This is a genomic window from Alkalihalobacillus sp. R86527, assembly GCF_042466185.1.
Lineage (GTDB): Bacteria > Bacillota > Bacilli > Bacillales > Guptibacillaceae > Guptibacillus.
The window spans coordinates 1,302,035-1,322,621 of record NZ_JAXHBW010000001.1 but is presented as its reverse complement, the minus strand read 5'-3'; the positions used below and the strand labels follow the sequence as shown (position 1 = coordinate 1,322,621).

At 41.8% G+C, this 20,587-nt stretch carries 21 protein-coding genes; 1 reads left to right on the top strand and 20 read right to left on the bottom strand.

Going from position 1 to position 20,587, the window contains the following annotated elements; translation table 11 throughout:
* Positions 1-16 precede the first annotated feature (16 nt).
* The 10 genes from SJY16_RS06630 to SJY16_RS06585 form a co-directional block, all read right to left on the bottom strand.
* Positions 17-844, bottom strand: coding sequence for a M50 family metallopeptidase (locus SJY16_RS06630; protein ID WP_377888316.1), 828 nt, complete (start codon positions 842-844; stop codon positions 17-19).
* Complete coding sequence (locus SJY16_RS06625) at positions 844-1,587, bottom strand: peptidoglycan DD-metalloendopeptidase family protein (protein WP_377888315.1); 744 nt, start codon at positions 1,585-1,587, stop codon at positions 844-846. The genes SJY16_RS06630 and SJY16_RS06625 overlap by 1 nt, the downstream gene beginning before the upstream one ends.
* A gap of 123 nt (positions 1,588-1,710) precedes the next feature.
* Positions 1,711-2,511 carry a septum site-determining protein MinD gene (minD, locus tag SJY16_RS06620; protein ID WP_377888314.1) on the bottom strand — a complete coding sequence of 267 codons (801 nt, stop codon included), beginning with the start codon at positions 2,509-2,511 and terminating at the stop codon, positions 1,711-1,713.
* Positions 2,512-2,530: 19 nt separating this feature from the next.
* Entirely contained in the window at positions 2,531-3,205 is a 675-nt protein-coding gene (gene minC / locus SJY16_RS06615) for a septum site-determining protein MinC (RefSeq protein WP_377888313.1), read from the bottom strand.
* A 65-nt stretch (positions 3,206-3,270) separates the two neighbouring features.
* Positions 3,271-3,792, bottom strand: a complete 522-nt coding sequence (gene mreD / locus SJY16_RS06610; RefSeq protein WP_377888312.1) for a rod shape-determining protein MreD — start codon at positions 3,790-3,792, stop codon at positions 3,271-3,273.
* The gene (mreC, locus tag SJY16_RS06605) at positions 3,789-4,667 is read right to left on the bottom strand and encodes a rod shape-determining protein MreC (RefSeq protein ID WP_377888311.1); all 879 of its coding nucleotides are present in this window, start codon (positions 4,665-4,667) and stop codon (positions 3,789-3,791) included. The genes mreD and mreC overlap by 4 nt, the downstream gene beginning before the upstream one ends.
* Before the next feature lie 19 nt (positions 4,668-4,686).
* On the bottom strand, positions 4,687-5,724 hold the full coding sequence (locus tag SJY16_RS06600) for a rod shape-determining protein (protein ID WP_377888310.1): 1,038 nt from the start codon (positions 5,722-5,724) through the stop codon (positions 4,687-4,689).
* Positions 5,725-5,825: 101 nt separating this feature from the next.
* Entirely contained in the window at positions 5,826-6,515 is a 690-nt protein-coding gene (radC, locus tag SJY16_RS06595; RefSeq protein ID WP_377888309.1) for a RadC family protein, read from the bottom strand.
* A 22-nt stretch (positions 6,516-6,537) separates the two neighbouring features.
* Entirely contained in the window at positions 6,538-7,128 is a 591-nt protein-coding gene (locus SJY16_RS06590; RefSeq protein WP_377888308.1) for a Maf family protein, read from the bottom strand.
* Between the two features lie 232 nt (positions 7,129-7,360).
* Entirely contained in the window at positions 7,361-8,371 is a 1,011-nt protein-coding gene (locus tag SJY16_RS06585; protein WP_377888307.1) for a hypothetical protein, read from the bottom strand.
* A 374-nt stretch (positions 8,372-8,745) separates the two neighbouring features.
* On the opposite strand from SJY16_RS06585, the gene SJY16_RS06580 reads away from it, so the two are divergent.
* Entirely contained in the window at positions 8,746-10,026 is a 1,281-nt protein-coding gene (locus SJY16_RS06580) for an IS110 family RNA-guided transposase (RefSeq protein WP_377888305.1), read from the top strand.
* 707 nt (positions 10,027-10,733) lie between these two features.
* Here the strand turns inward: SJY16_RS06580 and SJY16_RS06575 are convergent.
* From SJY16_RS06575 to SJY16_RS06530, 10 genes are all read right to left on the bottom strand, one after another.
* Positions 10,734-11,513, bottom strand: coding sequence for a hypothetical protein (locus SJY16_RS06575; RefSeq protein WP_377888304.1), 780 nt, complete (start codon positions 11,511-11,513; stop codon positions 10,734-10,736).
* The gene (locus SJY16_RS06570) at positions 11,506-12,087 is read right to left on the bottom strand and encodes a PilN domain-containing protein (RefSeq protein WP_377888303.1); all 582 of its coding nucleotides are present in this window, start codon (positions 12,085-12,087) and stop codon (positions 11,506-11,508) included. The genes SJY16_RS06575 and SJY16_RS06570 overlap by 8 nt, the downstream gene beginning before the upstream one ends.
* Positions 12,077-13,078, bottom strand: a complete 1,002-nt coding sequence (gene pilM / locus SJY16_RS06565) for a type IV pilus biogenesis protein PilM (RefSeq protein ID WP_377888301.1) — start codon at positions 13,076-13,078, stop codon at positions 12,077-12,079. Before pilM ends, SJY16_RS06570 begins: the two co-directional genes overlap by 11 nt.
* A gap of 18 nt (positions 13,079-13,096) precedes the next feature.
* On the bottom strand, positions 13,097-13,849 hold the full coding sequence (locus SJY16_RS06560; RefSeq protein ID WP_377888300.1) for a prepilin peptidase: 753 nt from the start codon (positions 13,847-13,849) through the stop codon (positions 13,097-13,099).
* Positions 13,850-13,953: 104 nt separating this feature from the next.
* Positions 13,954-14,409: a prepilin-type N-terminal cleavage/methylation domain-containing protein gene (locus SJY16_RS06555; protein WP_377888299.1), complete on the bottom strand. Its 456-nt coding sequence runs from the start codon at positions 14,407-14,409 to the stop codon at positions 13,954-13,956.
* A gap of 73 nt (positions 14,410-14,482) precedes the next feature.
* Positions 14,483-15,691 (bottom strand): type II secretion system F family protein, encoded by a 1,209-nt coding sequence (locus SJY16_RS06550; RefSeq protein ID WP_377888298.1) that lies wholly within the window; start codon positions 15,689-15,691, stop codon positions 14,483-14,485.
* A gap of 5 nt (positions 15,692-15,696) precedes the next feature.
* Complete coding sequence (locus SJY16_RS06545; protein ID WP_377888297.1) at positions 15,697-16,731, bottom strand: type IV pilus twitching motility protein PilT; 1,035 nt, start codon at positions 16,729-16,731, stop codon at positions 15,697-15,699.
* Between the two features lie 16 nt (positions 16,732-16,747).
* On the bottom strand, positions 16,748-18,412 hold the full coding sequence (locus tag SJY16_RS06540; protein ID WP_377888296.1) for a GspE/PulE family protein: 1,665 nt from the start codon (positions 18,410-18,412) through the stop codon (positions 16,748-16,750).
* Positions 18,412-19,785: a VanW family protein gene (locus SJY16_RS06535; protein ID WP_377888295.1), complete on the bottom strand. Its 1,374-nt coding sequence runs from the start codon at positions 19,783-19,785 to the stop codon at positions 18,412-18,414. The genes SJY16_RS06540 and SJY16_RS06535 overlap by 1 nt, the downstream gene beginning before the upstream one ends.
* A gap of 13 nt (positions 19,786-19,798) precedes the next feature.
* Entirely contained in the window at positions 19,799-20,584 is a 786-nt protein-coding gene (locus SJY16_RS06530) for a PRC-barrel domain-containing protein (protein ID WP_377888294.1), read from the bottom strand.
* Positions 20,585-20,587: the final 3 nt, after the last annotated feature.

The following is a 20,587-nucleotide window of genomic DNA, read 5'->3' as shown; positions in this document are numbered from 1 at the left end:
GATCGTTTTCTTTATTTTATCGAAAAAGTGTGCCCACTGCACACCCTACCTGTTTCTTTCGAAAATATGCTTCTAGTAACACTTGCTCATCCGCACAGACATCGAGCTCTTTGATTGAAATGCTATAATGCCTTCCCCTATAAAGCAAAGACAGCACCTCACTCACCCTCATATGTGGCAAAACAGAAAGCGTTGCTTCTTTTCCAACATATACCTTTGTATAACGATCAAGTAAGAAACGAATATATACATATGGATGATGTTTCCACTCTTTAAAGTGTGCAGCAGCAAGGAAGCTTATTACGAGCCACAAGCTCAACTGCTCCGGAAACCAAAAGACCGTAAAAAGAATGAGTATGAATAAAAAAACGGCAGATGAGTAAATCATGTGTCGATGGGCAGCTTTATATGGAAAAATGATGGTATATAGCAAGAATAATAATTTACCACCGTCTAATGGCCATATTGGGAGTAAATTAAATAATAGAACAATCATGTTGTGGAAGATAAAAAGGTTAAATAGCGAATCTGTAATCAGTCCACCCTCAAAGATGAAGAACCCGACGCCAACCATCCAGACATGCTGCATTGGCCCTGCAAGGATAACGACAAATTCTTCATGTATAGGTCTATTTCCATGCTCATCAACTATCGCTACTCCACCAAACGGCAGGAGGACAATCTTACTTATTCGCCAGCGATAATAATGTGCCGCTGCAGCGTGGCCTAACTCATGTATCAGGACAATAGTAAATAGTAAGATAACCTCTTTAAATCTCCCCGTTATTATAGCTAATCCTATTGTGACCCAAAACAACGGGTGAATAGTCAACTTTCCAAGCATTATTCGATTGGAACAACTTGAAGAGGATCAACAAACCCCTCGTTCTTTTTTATAGCAAAATAGAACGTCCCGGTTTTGCCATCTTCAGAGTTGGTCACGCTTCCTAATTTGTCCTTTGTTTTCACAAAATCATAAAGTGCAACATCGACAGATTCTAGCATGCCATACCATGATTCACTACCGTCCGCATGCTGAATCACAACAGTATTGCCGATACCTTCTTTTTCACCAGCGTAGGTGATGACACCCGCATTGATCGCCTCTACTTCTGTACTCAAAACAGTTTCAACCATAATCCCTTTTCCGGTCGACTGAAAATCCTCAAGCACTTTTCCGTTTGCAGGCAATGCGAAGACAGGCGGATCACCTGCCGTTTTCGTATCCGTCCCATCTGGGATTAAGGCAACAGGATTACCGAACTTCCCTTCGTACCATTCCCTAACAGTCGCAAACTGGAACTCATCCTCCATCACACTCGTTACATAGTGCTTCACAGGAAATAGCTTTTCACTTTCTGATTTAAATAAAATTCCAGCACCTAAAAACAAACAAGCAGCAATCATCGCTCGAATAAGAAAGGCCTGCTTATTAAATAAAGGATGAAAGGTCACCTCTGTATGTTGAAATGACCCATTTGAGCCTTGATCTCTTTTTCTTTCGGTTTGAACAGTCGATCTCACCGGAATACGATGCTTTTTCCTAGCATTGAGTCGTTTCCTAACGTCATTTATATCTCTTCCCACCGCTCACCCCTCCCTCCTAGCCGTAGTACTCAGTCTATGACTTGTCCGGAGGGGATATGTCAGTTGATTTCAGAAGAAAAGATGTACAAATCCAACAAAAAAACCGGCACTAAGGCCGGTTTTTTACGAACGCATTCCAAAGAATTTCTTCACTTTTGTAAACATACCCTTTTCTTCTTGAAGAGATAGAAGAGGTACAGATTCACCAAGAATTCTTCGAGCGATATTACGATAAGCAATCGACGCTTTCGAACTTGGGTCAAGCGCGATAGGCTCACCTTTGTTTGAAGCACGAATAACTGTGTCATCGTCTCCGACGATTCCTAGTAAATCAATCGCAAGAATCGATACGATCTCATCGACATCAAGCATTTCACCGCTCTGCATCATATGGTTTCGAATACGGTTAACAACGAGCTTTGGCGCTTCGATGCCTTCCTCTTTCTCAAGAAGACCGATAATACGGTCAGCATCACGAACTGCTGAAGTTTCAGGAGTTGTAACAACAACAGACTTATCAGCTCCAGCAATAGCATTCTGAAAGCCTTGTTCGATACCCGCAGGACAATCGATAAGGACGTAATCATAGTCCTGTTTCAATTCTTCAATGATTTTCTTCATTTCCTTCGGTTGAACAGCTGACTTATCTTTCGTTTGAGCGGCAGGCAGCATATATAGCGCTTCAAAACGCTTGTCTTTGATCAAAGCTTGATGAAGTCGGCATCTACCTTCAGCAACATCGACGAGATCATAGATAATTCTATTTTCAAGCCCCATTACTACATCTAAATTACGTAGGCCGATATCTGTGTCAACAAGACATACCTTTTTGCCCATTAGTGCAAGAGCTGTTCCGATGTTTGCTGTAGTCGTGGTTTTCCCCACGCCGCCTTTTCCGGAAGTAATTACGATAGCGTCTCCCACACAACATTCCCCTTTCTGTCTACAACCTTGTCAAATTCGGTCTAATTTTAGTAAGTATTTGAACGCGATCTACGCTAATCTCAGTACCCTCTTTGATGTATGCGCATTCTGCTTCTGCATCTGCTACGCCTGTTTGATCGGGTGGTCTGCTAATTAAATCTGCTATTCGTAGTTGGGAAGGTTTTAATAAAGACGCCGTGATAACTGCATCATTGTCGCCATATGCTCCGGCATGAGCAATTCCTCTAAGCGTTCCCATAACGAAGATATTACCCCCAGCCATCACAGTACCGCCTGGATTAACATCTCCTATTAAGAGCAAATCTCCTTCTACCTCAAGAACCTGACCTGAACGGACAGTTCTTGCAACGGACTTAACAGTCGTACGTTTTCTTTCTTCTTCAGCTTCATCACGCGAGATGACATTGGAATCGATCCGATCAACTTCAAGATTCTGTTTGGTCTGAATGATCTCTCGGAGCGTATCTTCCTGTTCACCTGTTAAGTACCGATTCCCTACTTTGATTGTAACAGTAACCGTTTGGCCTTCCGTTTGTTGAATATGACGCGCGGAAAGTTTGTCATCAAGATCATTTATGACATCACGAAAGGCGCAGGAATCATCTAAAATCAAATTCAAGCCATCTTTCGTACCTTTTATTGTGACATAATGCTGTGATTGTTTTTGTGCCATAGCCAATTTCATTCACCTCAACATAGAATATTTCAACGTAGCTAGAGGAAAATCCTCTTTTAGGCCTAATTTTCTTGTCTACGGCTTTCCGACAATTCTTCCAGCAAACGCTTCACAGGAAAATAAACAATAAGCATAAAGACGCCATTCAAAATCAGTGAGGGCAAATAACGATCTTGAATGAATGAGTTAAACGAAAGATTCGTAACATTAATTAACGAAAATAGCTCATAAACATAGAATTCTAACATAGAAAAACCAAATAAAACGAGTACAAGCGAAATAAATAAATTCAGTTGGAACACCTTTGATAGGTAACCAATTATGTATGCGGATACTGCGATCCCAAACATGTAAACTCCTACTAGATCGGTGTAGATCAAATCATGAAGCAAGCCGAAGATGACTCCAAATATTACTCCAAACATCGGACTCAAGTACATACCGACTAGAAGGACAACGACCGTTACGAACCTTGGAATGAGTTGAAACTCAAAACCGAATTGCTCAGGGGCGAATACTTGAAAAACTGTTCCTTCTAAAAGGAAAAGAACGAAGAGCGTTCCTGAGAGAAGAAGCTGCTTCATTCTTCATCACCTTCTTCATTTGAAGGGCTTACAGTTTGAGCTCCCCTGTCGATCACCATCACATTATTAATATCGTATAAATCTGCTGCAGGTTTAACGTATGCCGTCTGAGTCGTTCCTACATTGTCTGTTTCGACATCAAGGATTTCTCCAATTACTATCCCTCTTGGAAAAATACCTCCATTTCCTGCTGTTATAACCGTTTGGCCTTTTTCGACCTTCGTATCGACTGGGATTTTCGCAAATAGTAACACATCTTTTTCTGTGTCGTACCCTTCAATTGTACCAAAAACATTCTTATCTTCCTGTGTCATCGCAGCAATTCGGTTTGTTCGATCCACATCGCTAACGAGCTGAACAGTAGAAGAAAACGGTTGAACATTTTTGATTTTACCGATTAATCCTTTAGGCGTAGTAACAGCCATATTCGCTTCTACACCATCTTGCTTACCCTTATCAATCGTTAATAAATCATTCCAGCGATCAGGTGAACGAGCGATCATGTTCGCATGGAATGTCTCATAATTTGAGATTCCCGTTGATGGATCGATATTCAACTCATTTTTCAGTTCTGCATTTTCCTGTTTCACTTCTTTTAACTCTTCTGATAGCGCAACAAATTCATTTAATCTGGATTTCAAGAGTTTGTTCTCTTCATACATATCCTTCATTTCCCCAACACTCTCAAATAAACCCGCTACTGAATTAGCGGGTTTATAGAAGACTGATTGAAGCCAACCAACTGAATCTTTGAAGAATTGTTCTGGTAACGTCAAAGCATCTCTTTCTTTCATTGAGGTACCGATAAGTGCCACAAGAACGATAATACTGACAAGTAGAACAATTAGTCTTTTATTCGAAAAAAATTGCGGCATGCCTTACAACACCTTCTAACTACTTCTGTTTTGACCGGGACGTTATCCCCGCTCTTGATTTGAACAGATGAATATTTTCGAGTGCTCGACCAGTTCCAATCGCTACACACTCTAGCGGGTTTTCGGCTACAATAACTGGCATCTTCGTTTCATCACTGATCACCTGATCAAGGTTTCGAAGCAATGCGCCCCCGCCTGTCAGAACGATTCCCCGATCCATGATATCAGCAGCAAGTTCTGGCGGTGTTTTTTCAAGCGTAACTTTTACAGCTTCGATAATGCTGTTCACTGTATCGTTAAGAGCGCCTGACACTTCTTCCGCTGTTACGCTGATCGTTTTTGGAAGACCTGTAACAAGGTCACGTCCACGAATGTCCATCGCTTCGATGCCTTCAGTTGAACCTGCTGAGCCAATTTCAAGCTTCAATTGCTCGGCAGTTCTTTCACCGATCATTAGGTTGTACGTTTTTTTGATGTATTGAATGATAGACTCGTCCATCTCATCTCCTGCGATGCGAATCGATTCGCTCGTTACAATACCACCTAGTGAAATGATCGCAACTTCTGTTGTTCCGCCACCAATATCTACTACCATACTACCTGTAGGTTCCCAGACAGGAAGGTCAGCACCAATTGCTGCAGCGAATGGCTCTTCGATTGTATAAGGCTCACGCGCTCCAGCTTGGCGAGTGGCATCTTCTACCGCACGTTTTTCAACTGCAGTGATTCCAGAAGGTACGCAAACCATCACGTTCGGCTTACGCGCGAACACTGAGCGATTTTTCTGAGCTTGTTTAATGAAATATTTAAGCATTGTTGCTGTTGTCTCAAAATCTGCAATTACTCCGTCTTTCATCGGTCGAAGAGCTACAATGTTCCCAGGCGTTCGTCCGATCATATTCTTTGCATCGTTACCGACCGCTTCAATTGAACCTGTATCTGTACGAAGCGCTACCACAGATGGCTCTCGTACAACTACTCCTTTACCTTTCACATAAGCCAGCGTATTCGCTGTACCTAAATCTATACCCATATCTCTTGAAAATCCACCAAACATTTATGTTAAATCTCCCTTCAGTTCAAGCAAAACTCATAAATATGATTATACTGCATCAGTATTGAAAACGGTAGTGGGAAAACGTGTCATAGACAGATGTTTTACACATACCCTTTTTCTTTTAAACTAATAAACTTTTGATCACCGATAATAATATGATCGAGCACATCGATTCCAATCATTTTTCCACACTCTGTTAGCCTTTTCGTAACTTCAATATCTTCACGGCTAGGAGTCGGATCACCGCTCGGGTGATTATGAAAACAAATAAGCGATGCTGCTGATCGTCGAAACGCTTCTCTAAACACTTCTCTCGGATGAACGATCGAAGCATTTAAGCTGCCTACGAAGACTGTTTGTCTATGTAACACCTGATTCTTTGTATTCAAGTATAGGCACACAAAATGCTCCTGTGACAAGAAACGCATATCTTCCATCACGTAATTCGCTCCATCTTCTGGAGACCGTACTGTATAGCGTTCTTCCTGCTGAAGACGACTAACGCGTCTCCCAAGTTCGATTGCAGCGATGAGCTGAACCGCTTTTGCAGGACCAACACCGTTTAGAGAAGTTAATTCTTCAACGCTTGCGTCTTTCAAGAGACGCAAGCCCTCGAAATGTTGAATGATGCGATGAGATAATTCAAGCACAGACTCCTGCTTCGTTCCTGTTCTAAGAATAATAGCAAGGAGTTCCTGATTTGATAGTATCTCGGGACCACCTTTGATCAGACGTTCCCTCGGGCGTTCGTCTTCCGGATAGTCTCGAATTAATAGTGGTGTTTTTAACAACACGCTTCCTCCCTGGATTCATCTATCTGTCTGACTTATGCTGAATCTCTGGAACAATTCCAAAAGCCGCGAGTTCACGCAGCGTTCTAGAAATCGGAAGCCCAACCACACTATAATAATCTCCTTGAATGCATTTAACAAAGGCGGCACCGAAGCCCTGAATCCCATAGCCTCCCGCTTTATCATACGGCTCATCCGTATCAAGATACTGAGCAATCTCATAGTCTGTTAATTCCCAAAACGTAACATCAGTCGCTTCATAAAAGCGAGACTGCTGACCCTCTGATAAAATTGACACACCTGAATAAACAGTGTGTGTACGACCTGAAAGGGCCGTAAGCATCTGCCTCGCATGCTCGCGGTTTTCTGGCTTAACCAACACATCACCGTCTAGCGTAACAACTGTATCAGACCCTAATACGACTGCATTTTGTGTTCTGTTGAACACGTCACTTGCTTTACCATAAGCAAGCTCTTGCACGAGTTCAGAAGGGGAAACAGACAAAGAGATATGTTCTTCAAAGCGGCTTACAATGATATCAAAAGTGAGGTTCATTTGCTCAAGAAGTTCTTTCCTTCGTGGAGATCCTGAGGCTAAAACGAGGTGCTTCATGTATACCACCCTTTTTTGTAAATGATTCACAAGTGGGAAAAGGGCTTGATAACAGCTTATCAAATCCCTTTTCTTTCCACAATTTAAAATTTTGATGTTCCTTTACATTTTTCGTGTCTTCTCACCATTGTATGTGCATATGAAAGTAATTTATTTCCGTTGTTTTTACTTTATATGACTACTAGTTACCCCTCTATCCTACATTTTAATCGCTCACTCCGCAAACCCGAGACTATTTCACATTCGCAACCAAATCCTGGTAAGATACGAGTGCATCGAGTAAATGCTGTTGAGCAATCCAAAGTGATGATATTGTCTCATTGGAATTATACTCTTTCATTTCACTAAGTGCACCGTTCAAAGAGGTTACAAGTTCCTTCCCATCCCCTTTACCCCATGCTTCTATGTCAGGAGTTTTTTGACTCCATGCGCTCAATCTACCTTCAACACTTTCAAGCATGTCAGCCGTCAACTCTTTATCGGTTAAGCCATTAAGATCCATCGAGACGAGTTCTTCGATAAACGCCTTCCCTTCTGTTAAGTGAGTGACTCCTTCTTTGGATATAACAGACCCTTCAGCGTTAATATTCCATTCTTTCGCGTACACATCCTCACCTTTACCCTTAAAATATCCAGCCAGTGCTTCCTGACCTTCAACCGTTGAGGAAACGCCTATCATCAAGTAGTAGTTATCACTCTTAATAATTGCTGCCGGAAACCCATTATCCTTCAGTCTTTGTTGAAATTCGAGCGCAGATTCTTCCGTACTGTAAACACCTGATTGAACAACCTTAAGATTGAGTGACAATGCTGCTGTATCAGTATTGACAGCTGCTACTTCAGTAGAATCTTTTGCATCACTGCTTGGGGGGGCGATGTCGTCTCCTGAAAACACCATTAGTAAAATAAACCCAAAAAGCACACCTATAAATACCGCAGAAGCAACTGAAACAACAACACTTTTATGCAGCGTAAGAGAGCGATTCGAAGCTAGATGCTTCTTCTTCTTTTTTCTCTTAAGTGGTAGCATATGTTTCTTCTTTGAACTCTCGACTTGAGGATACTTCTTCTTTGGAAGCCGTAGCTTTTTTAATTCGACTACCTTCTTTGCATCTCTTCGTTCTGGAAGAATCCACTCAAATTCTTTTTCTTCCGCGGCTGCGCTTTCTTCTTTATGCACTTCAGGATCACAATCCTTGTTCTCTCCATTGAAACGAATCGAAATGGTCCTACCATCCTTCATTGCGTTACCCCCTCGTTAGCGGCTTGTACTACAGTCTATGAAATAGAAGGATTTGCTAGAACAGGAGTTACTAGATTTGTTTTCTAGTTATAAAAAAAGAGCCGCCAAGTTGGCAGCTCTCAGAGTGTCGAGAAAGTCTGAAGAACTATCTACCACGGTTAGGTGGTGATTTCCGCTCCAGGATGCTCGCTTTCCGCGGGGCGGGCGGTGAGCCTTCTCAGCGCACAAAACCGTTGCGCTTCCGGGGTCTCACCTGTCCCGCGCACCCCGCAGGAGCATTCCTGTGAGAACAGAATGAGGCCTATTGCATAAAAAAGGACCCTCCGTTATGATGCAGGTGCTAACCAATAGCCCATAACTAGGAGGATCCTCAAATGCATCTTAATCGAAATCAACGTATTAATCAAATTTCAGAAACAACGCTCGTTGTTGGCATCGATATTGCCAAGCGAAATCATTACGGCTGTGCTATAGATGAACGTGGACGTGAATTAAAGAAAAGCTTTGCGATTCGTCAATCTCTTCAGGGGTTTGAAAGCTTTTATGCATTGGTTTTAAAAATGATGGAAACGCATGATAAAACAGAGGTCATCATCGGCTTTGAACCTACGGGTCACTACTGGATGAATCTCGCCGCCTTTTTAACAGACCATGGTATTCCATACGTCCTTGTCAATCCTCTGCACGTCAAACAAACGAAAGAGCTCGACGATAATCTGCAGAGTAAGAATGACCAAAAAGATGCAAGAGTAATCGCGAAAATGATCCCTCAAGGGTACTACAGCTCACCGAGAGAAATGACGGAAATTGATTCAGAACTCCGTCGGGGGACGGCCTTTCGAGTCCGCTTAAAAGAACAAGTGGCTTCCATTCAAAACCGCATCCGACGTTGGATCGATATTTACTTCCCTGAGTTCTCAACTATTTTTAAAGGGCTCGGTCAACAAGCTCAAGCTATACTTAATTACTTTCCACTTCCAGAAGATCTCCGGATCTTCTCTAAGGAAGAATTGATTGCCACCCTTCAAGAAAAAGGCGTTCGCTACCTATCAAAAAAGAAAGTAGAAAACCTTCTTAAAATCGCAGAGGACTCAATAGGACTTCAAGACGGTCTTGAGATGGCACGCTTAGAAATTAGGATGTTACTTGACCAAATGGCCATATATGAATCACAAATCAACTCGTTAACTGAGAACCTTATCGTTCTTGCCCGTAAACTACCAGACTTTGAATATCTTACGTCTATTCCTGGTATCAGCGAAACGACCGTTTTAGAGCTCCTTTCTGAAACAGGTTCATTAAAACGTTACAAGGATCCACGCCAATTATTAAAACTCGCGGGACTTACACTAGTAACCAACTCATCAGGACAATCGAACGGTAAGAAGAGAATATCTAAGCGTGGACGCAGAAGACTTCGATCTCTGTTGTACAAAGCAGTGTTTCCTTTACTTCACGCCAATCCAGCTTTTCGCACTCTTTATGATTATTACAGCGTTGATCGCGAGAAACCGGTAACGAAAAAAGAAGCCCTTGTCATTCTTTGTCGTAAACTACTTCAGATCTGTCACGGACTTAGCGTGTATGAAGTGGAGTTTGATGCCGAACGGATGATGCGAGACATGCCTTTCCTACCTACTTCGAAAGCAGCATAAGCTACTAGAAGCTTAACAGCCCAGACACTGAGAAGCCGGCCAATACACGACTTTCGACGATCGTAAGATCAGTCCATGCAGGAGCATACGCCGGCCTCTGCGTTAGGGTGAGACTCAACGAAGGAATGTAGGCACAAGATGCCAGGAGAAATGGGAGGGTGAGTCCACCTAGCAAGCAGAGATCATAGGTGCCTATCATTAAATTTGGGAGGCCCTTCCAGTCTCTTGACGCAACGTGTAAGCATCATTCCCTTTATTTTGAACAAATTAAAAATAAAGGAATATTAAACGGGACTATACAGTGATAAAACTTTTTTCCACAGGAATAATGTGGTTTAAAACCCTGCCATAATAACTTTTTCCGAGGGAGTCGAGCATCCTTCCGCTCCAATCTACATTTTAGTGTATGATTACCACAAAAAACAAAGTTTTTAAAGAAAACGGATAGAAAATGAAAGCAAATGCCTACTTAGATAATATTCGGTCGGAAAGTTTGCTTCGATTGATTGCAACCTAGTAGGAGTGAATAAGGCTTGACTCCCGTGGTAAACGGGCGTTAGAGACTAGGAGTGGGCGGGTTTGTACGCGAGGAAACTCGGGCGTTCGTCCAAAGGAGTCTTGCACTATTCAAACTCCTACGGTATAGAGAGCACAATAACCAGGGTTTCTATACACACTGAGAGCCGCCAAGTTGGCTGCTCTCCCTCTTATTCCGAGGCAGCTTCATCTGAAGAATCTTCTTCATCCTCAACTGACTCATATAACGGGTTTTCCTTATCTGATGGTTCTGGATAATCGATTGATGGTGTCTGTTCAGCAAGATCGGTTAAAGTCGGTATATAGAACGTCGCGACATTAGCAACATAGGCTACGTCTGGTTCACTTTCCTCTGTATCAAGCGACTCAGATTTACCCGAGAACGTTAACCCACTGATGAGAGCCATTCTAGGCAATTCTTCGATAGACAGCAAGAACTTCCGTAAAGAAGGATAGTTGTCAGAAGACATCTCCATGCTAACATCAACCGCTTGAATACCTTCTGGTAGAGCGACGACTGGTTCCTTTGGAACATTAGTACCATCAGTGTTTGTTTCCTCAGAGTTTTCTTCTTCAGAACCTGCCTTTTCACCTTCACCATCATTCGCATCTGAGAATTCAGCAGTGTTCAAGGCATCATCAGAAAAATCCAATTTATGAATGTTACTCTTTGATACGAGTTCAGCGCGATTCAAATCGAGAATAAATTGATCGACTAATGGTTTTACAGGGACTTTTCTTTGTAGAAGCGTCGTATCGAACGCATCCACCTTTTCGTCTTCTTTCGCTTGCAGGAGAGTGATGAGTTCCTCATTTTGCTCAACCTGCTTCTCTAACCTAAGTACTTCTTGTTTCTTTGGAACAACGCCATATAAGTAGTACATAGTTACACCAAATACAAGAATTAGTAGACCGACTACCGTCAAAAGATTTCTCGTACGATTATCCATCGGTCTCCTCCTCTACTCTAAGGTTCTCTTTATTTATCACAATTTCATAATCCGTTACATACCGGGGTAAAATTCTGCCGTCCTCTTCCGATTCCTCAGCTAACTGTGCCGTTTGCACGGTAAGAACACTAGCTGACGTCACATTATCAGACTGATTCAGCTCATTAAGGTATTGAGAAACTTCATTCATTTGATCGAATTGCACGGTGACTGTAACAGTTTCATCGCCATCGAAAGCATATTCCATGAAAAAGCCGCGCTCAGGAAGACGTGTTACTAAATCGTCTAGTAATTTCACCGTCGAAAATTCAACAGAATCCAGCCAGCTAACATACTGTTGTAGCGTGTCAGCTGAATTCACAATTTCAGAATCATTGCCTTGCATGACAGATAAAAGTTCAGTCGTGCGCTCCACTTTTTGATCAAGCTCTGCCTGTTCGTTCTTCAATTGATTCGCGTTCACTAACATGATAATAAAGGTGATCAATAAAACCGCGACCACTGAGATAGGAACATAAATAAATGAAAAGGTACGTCTTGTTTTCTTAGGGAGTAAGTTAATCTCAATCAGCATCACTACACCCCTTTAAAGCAAGCCCCATCGCCGTATAATACTTCACCGGCAAAGCTAGTCCATCATCCTCTTTGATCTCACTTTTCGCTTCACCTTTAACTGGGATTTCTAACGTTTCTTCTAATCGTAAATTAAGTAAATCCATCTCTGGAAAGTCTCCTGATAGAAAAGCCGTTTGTATTGTTTTTCCGCTTCGATTCATCGAATAGTAATAAAAGTTGATAACCCGCTCAATCTCTGTGATGCTTTCTTCAATTTTATCGCGTAAGTCATTTCGATTTCCTGACCATTTCAAGCTTTCTGATACTCTTGAAGATGAATCAACTTCCCACATGGAATGGGGCGTATCCATTAAAATCTGACGAATAAAAGCGGGCTGATGATTATAAAAAACACTAACGTTCATCGTTTGAATTCCGGCATGGATAACAAGGGTCGGTTCATATTGATCGATAAGACCATGATGATAGTAGAGACGATAGAGCGATAAAGCCGTCACATCAGCAGCTTCCGGACGTAACGAAACGGATTCTAATAATGTAGAGATATCAGTAACAATGTTTTCTGGCGCAGCAAACAATAGAATTTCTTTGTGCTCATCGGTTGTTCGTACGAGCTCATAATCAAACACAGCTTCATTGAATGGGAGCTTGATGCTCGAACCGATTTCTAAATAGAGATGTCCCTTTATCTCATCATCAGAGATTGTAAGAGGAAGCTTTTCGTTTCGAAGGACCAAGTATGTATCAGGAACAAGAAATTGCACCTTTTTCTTTTTGATTCCCCACTCTTCTACACACTCTTCAAGAATGTCTTTCAGCGTTTCACGCTCGATGATCTTCCCATTTTTAATAATATCGTTTGGCAAGAACCGCTCGTGATACGACCGAAGTGACATATCCCCTTTATTTATTTCAACCATACGGATGACGTGGTCGTATAGTGCAAGGCTAATTTGTTTTGTTTGAGGCTGTAATCCCAAAAAGCGCATTCATTATTCCCCCTGTCACTACAGAAAACTAATATACCAATCTATTATCTTGTCTGAATAAAAGTAAGTGAGTAAAGCACCAAGTGCAATTGAAGGTCCAAACGGAATAGGTTGTTTTCGCTTCACTTTTCCACTCATCATTGCTCCGATACCTATAATCGTCCCAAATAGCGTAGAGAAAAAGAAAGCGACTAGAAGGTCTTGATACCCAAATACAAGCCCGAGTACGGCAAACAGCTTTATGTCGCCTCCCCCCATCCCACCTTTACTAACGATGGCGATGAGAAGTAAAAGACAAAAACCGAGAGCAGCACCTATGATAGGGCTATACCATGGGGTCATCGGCACAATTACCCTTGAAATGATAAAGTATGCTCCGAAAAACAGGAGCACCTTGTCAGGTATGAGCATATACGTAAAATCGGACACAAACACAATAATTAAGAGCGAAATAAGTCCGTAAGAAATCAGCAATTCTTTTGACCATCCCACCAGAAGCGGTGCGATCGTAAAAAGACATGCCGTTGTGAGTTCAACACCGGCATAAAGAGGTGAAAACTTAGCAGCACAGCCTCTGCATCTTCCCTTTTGTATAAGATAAGAAAACACCGGGATTAATTCGATCGGTGTGAGTACACGTTCGCATAACGGACATGACGAACGAGGAGTCACGATCGACCGCTTCTCAGGTACCCTAAGTCCCACTACATTAAAAAATGACCCTACAACAAGGCCAACTATGAATAAATAACTATGTATTACGACCCCCATAGGTTTCATCCTTAATCGAAATAGTTTTAGTAGATTAATATGTATCGGTTACTTATATGGAGATAACCCTCCATAAGGAGGGTTATCTAAAAATATAAAATAATTTAACTACCAGATGCAGCAGGAGACAACTCTACATTATCTCTCTCAAGGTCGGTTACATCACCTGATAAATAATTCCCCGTATCCCCCACAAGAGTTACAGTGTATGTGGTTGATTCATTGCCCTCTGTTTCACTTCTATTAACAGCTACTTGGGAAGACTCATCGTTATAGGCACCATCATTTCCAGGCGACTCTGGAATCCCCTCCAAATATCCACTATTTATTAATTCTTTCATTGTAAAAGTTGTCTGCCCTGCTCCATCTTGTGCAATAGCCATTCTAGCTGCACTCGCCATCTGTTCAGCATTCGCAATATGAGCATCTTTCTTTGAATTATCAATCAAAGACCCGATTGCCGGAATCGCAATTGCAGCAATAATACCAAGAATAACAATAACAACTAAAAGCTCGATCAACGTTAAACCTTTTTCATTCTTCAAAAAGCGTTTCAACATTCGTTTTCCCCCTAAAATAATTTTTATGTATAATATCTATGATGTCAAAACTACAAAACCTATTAAACTACTTCTACCCCACATTATTGTAGATCTCAAACATCGGAACGATGATGGACAAGACGATTATCCCTACGATTGCCGCTAGAAAGACAATCATCAGCGGTTCGATCAGCGCCTTCAATCGATCAGTTGCGTTCTCTACTTCGTCTTCATAAAAATCTGCTACTTTGGCTAGCATTGCGTCAAGTGAACCCGATTCTTCTCCAATCGCAATCATTTGCGTTACGAGAGGTGGAAAGATCCAGTGCTGCTTAAACGGCTCTGTTAATCGTTTCCCTTGTTCAAGCGATGTTCTTGATTCACGCAATACTTTCACCACCACCTCATTCCCTACAACTTTTTCTACAATCGAGATCGATTGCAGGATGGGGACCGAGCTCGAGAACAGCGAGCTCAACGTTCGCGTCATTTGCGCCATCGTCGCTTTCTGTAAAATCTTCCCGAATATCGGTGTTTTAAGTATAGCATAATCAAAATAATACTTACTAGATGGTTTTTTACGAATTATAGAAAAAATTCCTAAAATTGCTAAAAAAACCATAATTATCAGCCACCAAAAAATTTGGACAAATTCACTGGCACCTAGTACCACTTGGGTGATGACCGGAAGCTCTCCTCCTAAATCGTTCAGCATTGAGGCGAATGATGGTACTACGGAAGCTAATAAAAAGATAACTACCCCAATTGCAATCAATCCAACAATAACCGGATACGTCATCGCAGAAATGACCTTTTGCCTTGTTTTGTGCTGTTTCTCATAATACATAGCAAGGCGATCAAGTACGTTATCAAGACTTCCACTTACTTCTCCAGCGTAAATCATGTTGATAAACATCGCCGGAAAGACTTTTTTATGTTTTGCAGCCGACTGGGAAAATGGATTCCCCGCTCGGAGTTCGATCTCTACATCTTGTAAGGCACGCTTTAACGCTTTACTTTCCGTTTGCTGCGCGAGGATCCCTGTCGAGTCTACGATCGATACCCCCGCTCGAAGCAGTGTTGCAAACTGACGTAAATAAACGACAAAATCCCGAAGCTTGACAGGATTACCTATTGAAATATCTTTAGCTAAAAGGGAAGGTTCGACCTCCTGGATTTCCATAACGGCAATTCCTTTATCTTTCAGCTGCAGGATGACATCACGTTTGGTTGCCCCTGTTAAATTTCCTTTTTTCACTCTGCCGTTTATTGTTTTACCAACGTATTGAAATTGGCTCATTGCCATTATTCCCCCTGTAAATAAGGATCAGCAGCTTCCTTTGAAATCACACCATTCTTAATTAAGTTCCGAATTGAACTCGATAGCTCAACCATTCCTGTCGATTTGCTAGTTTGTAGAACATTCGGGATTTGATAGACTTTGCTATCTCGAATCAAATTCGCGATCGCCGGATTATTTACTAGCACTTCAAACGCAGGTCTTCTTGACTTCTTATCCACTGTTGGAAAAAGACGCTGAGAGATAATCCCTACCAACACGGAAGCAAGCTGAATGCGAATCTGTGGCTGTTGGCTCGGTGGAAAGACGTCGATGATCCGATCTACCGTCGCTCCTGCGTTACTCGTGTGCAACGTCCCGAATACGAGATGCCCTGTTTCCGCCGCGGTAACGGCTGTTTGAATGGTTTCCAGATCACGAAGCTCTCCAACTAGTACAACATCTGGGTCTTGACGGAGAGCTGCTCGTAAACCGCTTGCAAAACTTTTCACATCTGCCCCGATTTCACGTTGATCGATTACGCAGTTTCGGTGCTTATGTAGATATTCGATTGGGTCTTCAAGCGTAATGATGTGCTTCTGGACGGTATGATTCAGAAAATTGATCGCTGAAGCAAGCGTCGTCGACTTTCCAGAACCCGTAGGCCCAGTAACTAATATTAACCCTTGAGGCTTCAATGCGAGCTTCTTAATAATTTCAGGAGCATGGATGCTCTCAAGAGAAGGAATGGCAGAAGGAACAACACGTATTGCGAGACTAATGCTCGTTCTTTGATGAAAAGCATTGATTCTAAATCGCGAAACACCTTTCAAACTATAAGAAAAATCTAAATCACCATTTTCTTTGAACGTTGACCATTGTTCTTTCGGAATCAATAGTCTTGCCATCTGTTCGGTTGTGGCAGGGTCCAATGGATCATTTCCATACCGTTTCAAATCACCATGTATTCGTAAGACTGGAGGAACACCGATGGTTAAATGGACATCGGAGGCCCCTAGCTTACATGCTGCTCTTAAAAGTTTGTCCATTTGCTCTCTCATTACCTTCACCTACTCATTACTCATTAACAGCGACTCGCAGTACCTCTTCAGTTGTCGTTAACCCTTGCTTAACTTTCAATAACCCATCGTCGATTAAGAAGATCGTCCCTTTTTTGATCGCGTATTGGCGGATACTGCTCATATCTTCGTTGTTCATGATTTTCTTTCGTACAACATCATCCATGACTAGCACTTCTTGAAGAGCGATTCTTCCTTTGTAACCTGTCATATTGCAATTTCCACATCCGGCACCACGCGAGATTTCGGATATGGTGATTCCTCTTCTTCTGAAAATTTCTTTCTCGCGTTCCGTTGCCTCTTCACGGTGAAGACAGTCTTTACACACTCGCCTAACGAGACGCTGAGATACGATACCAGAAAGAGATGCTGCTACAAGAAAAGGTTCAACCCCCATATCGATCAATCGCGCAATCGTTGCGATCGAATCATTCGTATGCAGCGTACTCAAGACAAGGTGACCAGTAAGCGATGCTCGAACGGAGATTTCAGCAGTTTCAGCATCTCTGATTTCCCCCACCATAACGATGTCAGGATCCTGTCTTAAAATGGACCGAAGGCCTTTCGAGAATGTGAGACCTACGCCGCTATTTACTTGAACTTGGTTAATACCTTCCAACCGATATTCAACGGGATCTTCCACTGTAATGATGTTCGTTTCTTCCTGATTCAAATGATTTAACGTGGCATACAAGGTAGAAGATTTTCCTGATCCTGTGGGGCCGGTTATCAAAACGATGCCGTTCGGTTGCTCAATCATTTTACGAAAACGCTTATCGTTAATCGGATGAAAATCTAGCTTTCCTAACCTGTTCAACGTACTACTCATATCAAGTACACGCAGAACGATTTTCTCCCCGTAAACCGTAGGCAATGTCGATACACGAAGGTCAACCGGTTTATGGTTAATACTGATTTTGATACGACCATCTTGCGGCACTCTTGATTCCGTGATATTCAGGTTTGCTATGATTTTGACACGAGCAGTTAGCACATTTTGCATATGCTTTGGGAGGCTACGCTCCGTCCGAAGGTGCCCATCTACTCGGTAACGAATGAGCAATTTTGTTTCTTGGGGATCAAAGTGGATATCACTTGCTCGATTTTGAACAGCGTACTGAATGACCTGATTGACCAGTCGCACGACAGGAGAATCTTCATCAGTGACTTCATCATCTTCTCTATCATTCCGCTCTCCTGGTAAATCACTCAGCAACTCATCCATCGAGTCGTCGATTTCATAATATTTGCTGATTGCTCGATTCACATCATCTTTCGTCGCAATCGTTCTTTCGATCATAAACCCAGTTGATAAACGAAGATCGTCTACCGCAAAGAAATCCATCGGATCAGTCATGGCAACGTAAAGTTTATTGTTCTCGATTTTCAATGGAACAAGATTATATTTCTTAACGATGTCTTTCGGAACAATATCAATCACATTCGTATCGATTGGATAATTGTATAAACTTACATGCGGTACGCCTAATTGGAATTCGAGCACCTCGATAAGCTGTTGCTCTGTAAGAATGCCCTGTTCTATGAGCGCGTCGCCTAATTTCATGCCTTTAGGCTTTTGAGAGAGCACTTCATCGATTTTTTCTCGTGTGATGAAGCGGGAATCGACAAGGAGATCACCTAATCTTTTCTTTGTTTGTCTCATCAATCTCCCTCCCTCTTGTATTCTAATCCCTTGATGACTTCACCTTTTTCATCTTCCTCCTCCCCATTGTTTTCTTCTCCCTTACCGTCTTCATCATCAGTTGAACCTGAACCTGAGCTACCTTCAGAGTCCGAACTACCGTCGCCATTTTCTTCTTCGTTGTTAGGCTTTCCACTCTCTTCGCTTTCGCTGTTAGTAGATCCACCATCGCTAGTCGAAGGTTCAGGATAAGCTCTGTTCTCAACTCTGTGAACCGGGGGATAAAAATCCTCTAATACCTTCTCAGTTTTGATAACACGATCATCTTGATCGAGTGTTTCTCTAAACGTTTTAATCAAAAGACCATCTTTGCCTTCTTCAACAATCGTCTTATTATTCCCGCTCAATGAAGCAGAATATTGAACGATTGTATCAGGAGAGAGGCTTTCTTCTTCGATCATAGGTCTGAATTGTAATGGAAAAGCTGGACCGTTCAGGGTCGCGACCAGTGTATCTGTTTGCCATTCAAATGTTAGCTTATAGCTCGTAGGATTCGGGTTATAAAACACCAGATCACGATTTGTTACATTCACCTCCGCATTTAAACCAGGTTCACCATAGGAAGGTGTATGAAGAGTTGTATGTCGTTCTAACACTTTAAAGTTCGTATGAAGGATGATTTCAAAAATTGCTGAAGCGAATATATTCAAGCTATCTGTTGTTGCTTTATCAGTAACTCCAGCAGTTGCTAACAGCTGTTGTAACGAGAAGTTGTCTTCAGGTTTAATCGTCACTGATCCTATCTCTTCTACTAGATTAGGAACAAGGATTAATTCAGATGTACCTTTCACTTCACTTTGGAAGATTTCTTCTACTTCACTATTTACCGAGTAATAGTTTGATAGATCGAGGGCAATAACATCACCTTCAAGTGTAGAAGCATAACCACTCAATACTTCCGTTAACAGTTCCAAACTGAAATTTGAAGGATTCACATCGAGTTCACTCATTTTTTCTTTGAGCAAATCCTGATTAACTGAAACATATAGAGGAACATCACTAGATTCAGCCTCGGCAACTTCCTTTACAGTTTGATCAACGTGAAACTCCCAGAGATCACCTGATAGCGGTACAGTTTGTTCATCGTACGATAGAGATAAAGATTGAGATGATTTCCATTCATCTGTCAATTCGGTTAGCTTTGCATTTGCTTCTTGAGGTTCTAATCCAGATACTGAAACACTTCCGATCAATGCATTAGGAGGCAACGTTTCCTCACCAAATGCAGCGTCATACGTAAAGGAACCTAACAATGAAAAAGAAGTTATAAAAAGAGTTGAAAAGACGATAAGACCCGCAGTTTTCAATAAACCCTTCCTGGTTTCAGAACTCATTTACTTCGCCCCTCTATCCTGATACATGCATCGACATTTCGACCACTACACCTACACCCGTTTCTTGCGCTTTTTCAATTTCATCTCTTGTGAGAACACTACCTTCTTCAAACATTAGCTCACCAGATGGGGTATAAATGTCCTTAAGCAGTTTCTTGCCCTCAAGAATTGTGATTTGCTTTTCTTTAAAACCATTTCCATCTTCCTCTGAAGGAGGTGCATTTTCTTTTGGCGTCTCTGGAACAATTTCTTCTTTAGGTAGAGTTGAATAATTTTCGGATGTATATGGTTTCTCAGTTTCGAATAGTTCTTCTGGCTGTTTTACAATATGATCGATCGCTTCTTCCGCTACGATCAAAAGATCTTTTCCTAACGTAATAACGTGCTCAGTAGATAAGAATTGTTCTGTCTCATTCGTCTTGAACTGGAGACCTACGATTCTTCCAGTATTGTCATCGAGATAATACTCGCTTACTTCACCGTGAAATTGTCCTTTACGGTTAATGATTTTCGTTCCAATGATACTGATCTTCTTCTTTACTAGTTCATTCGCAATTGGTATTTCAGATAAATCAAAAATCGATTTCTCCTCTTCAATCATCACTGCATATTCTCCAACACCAATCACTTTACGAAACGGAACAGCTTTCACGCTTACATCCCAATCAGGGTGGTCAACCGTTAAGAAATCAATAGACTTGTCCGATGCGTTCACAACTAACGATTTAACGTGACCGATTTCCGAACCACTCTCAATACTGATAATTGGTAGACCTACGATTTGACTGCTTTTCTTCATCCT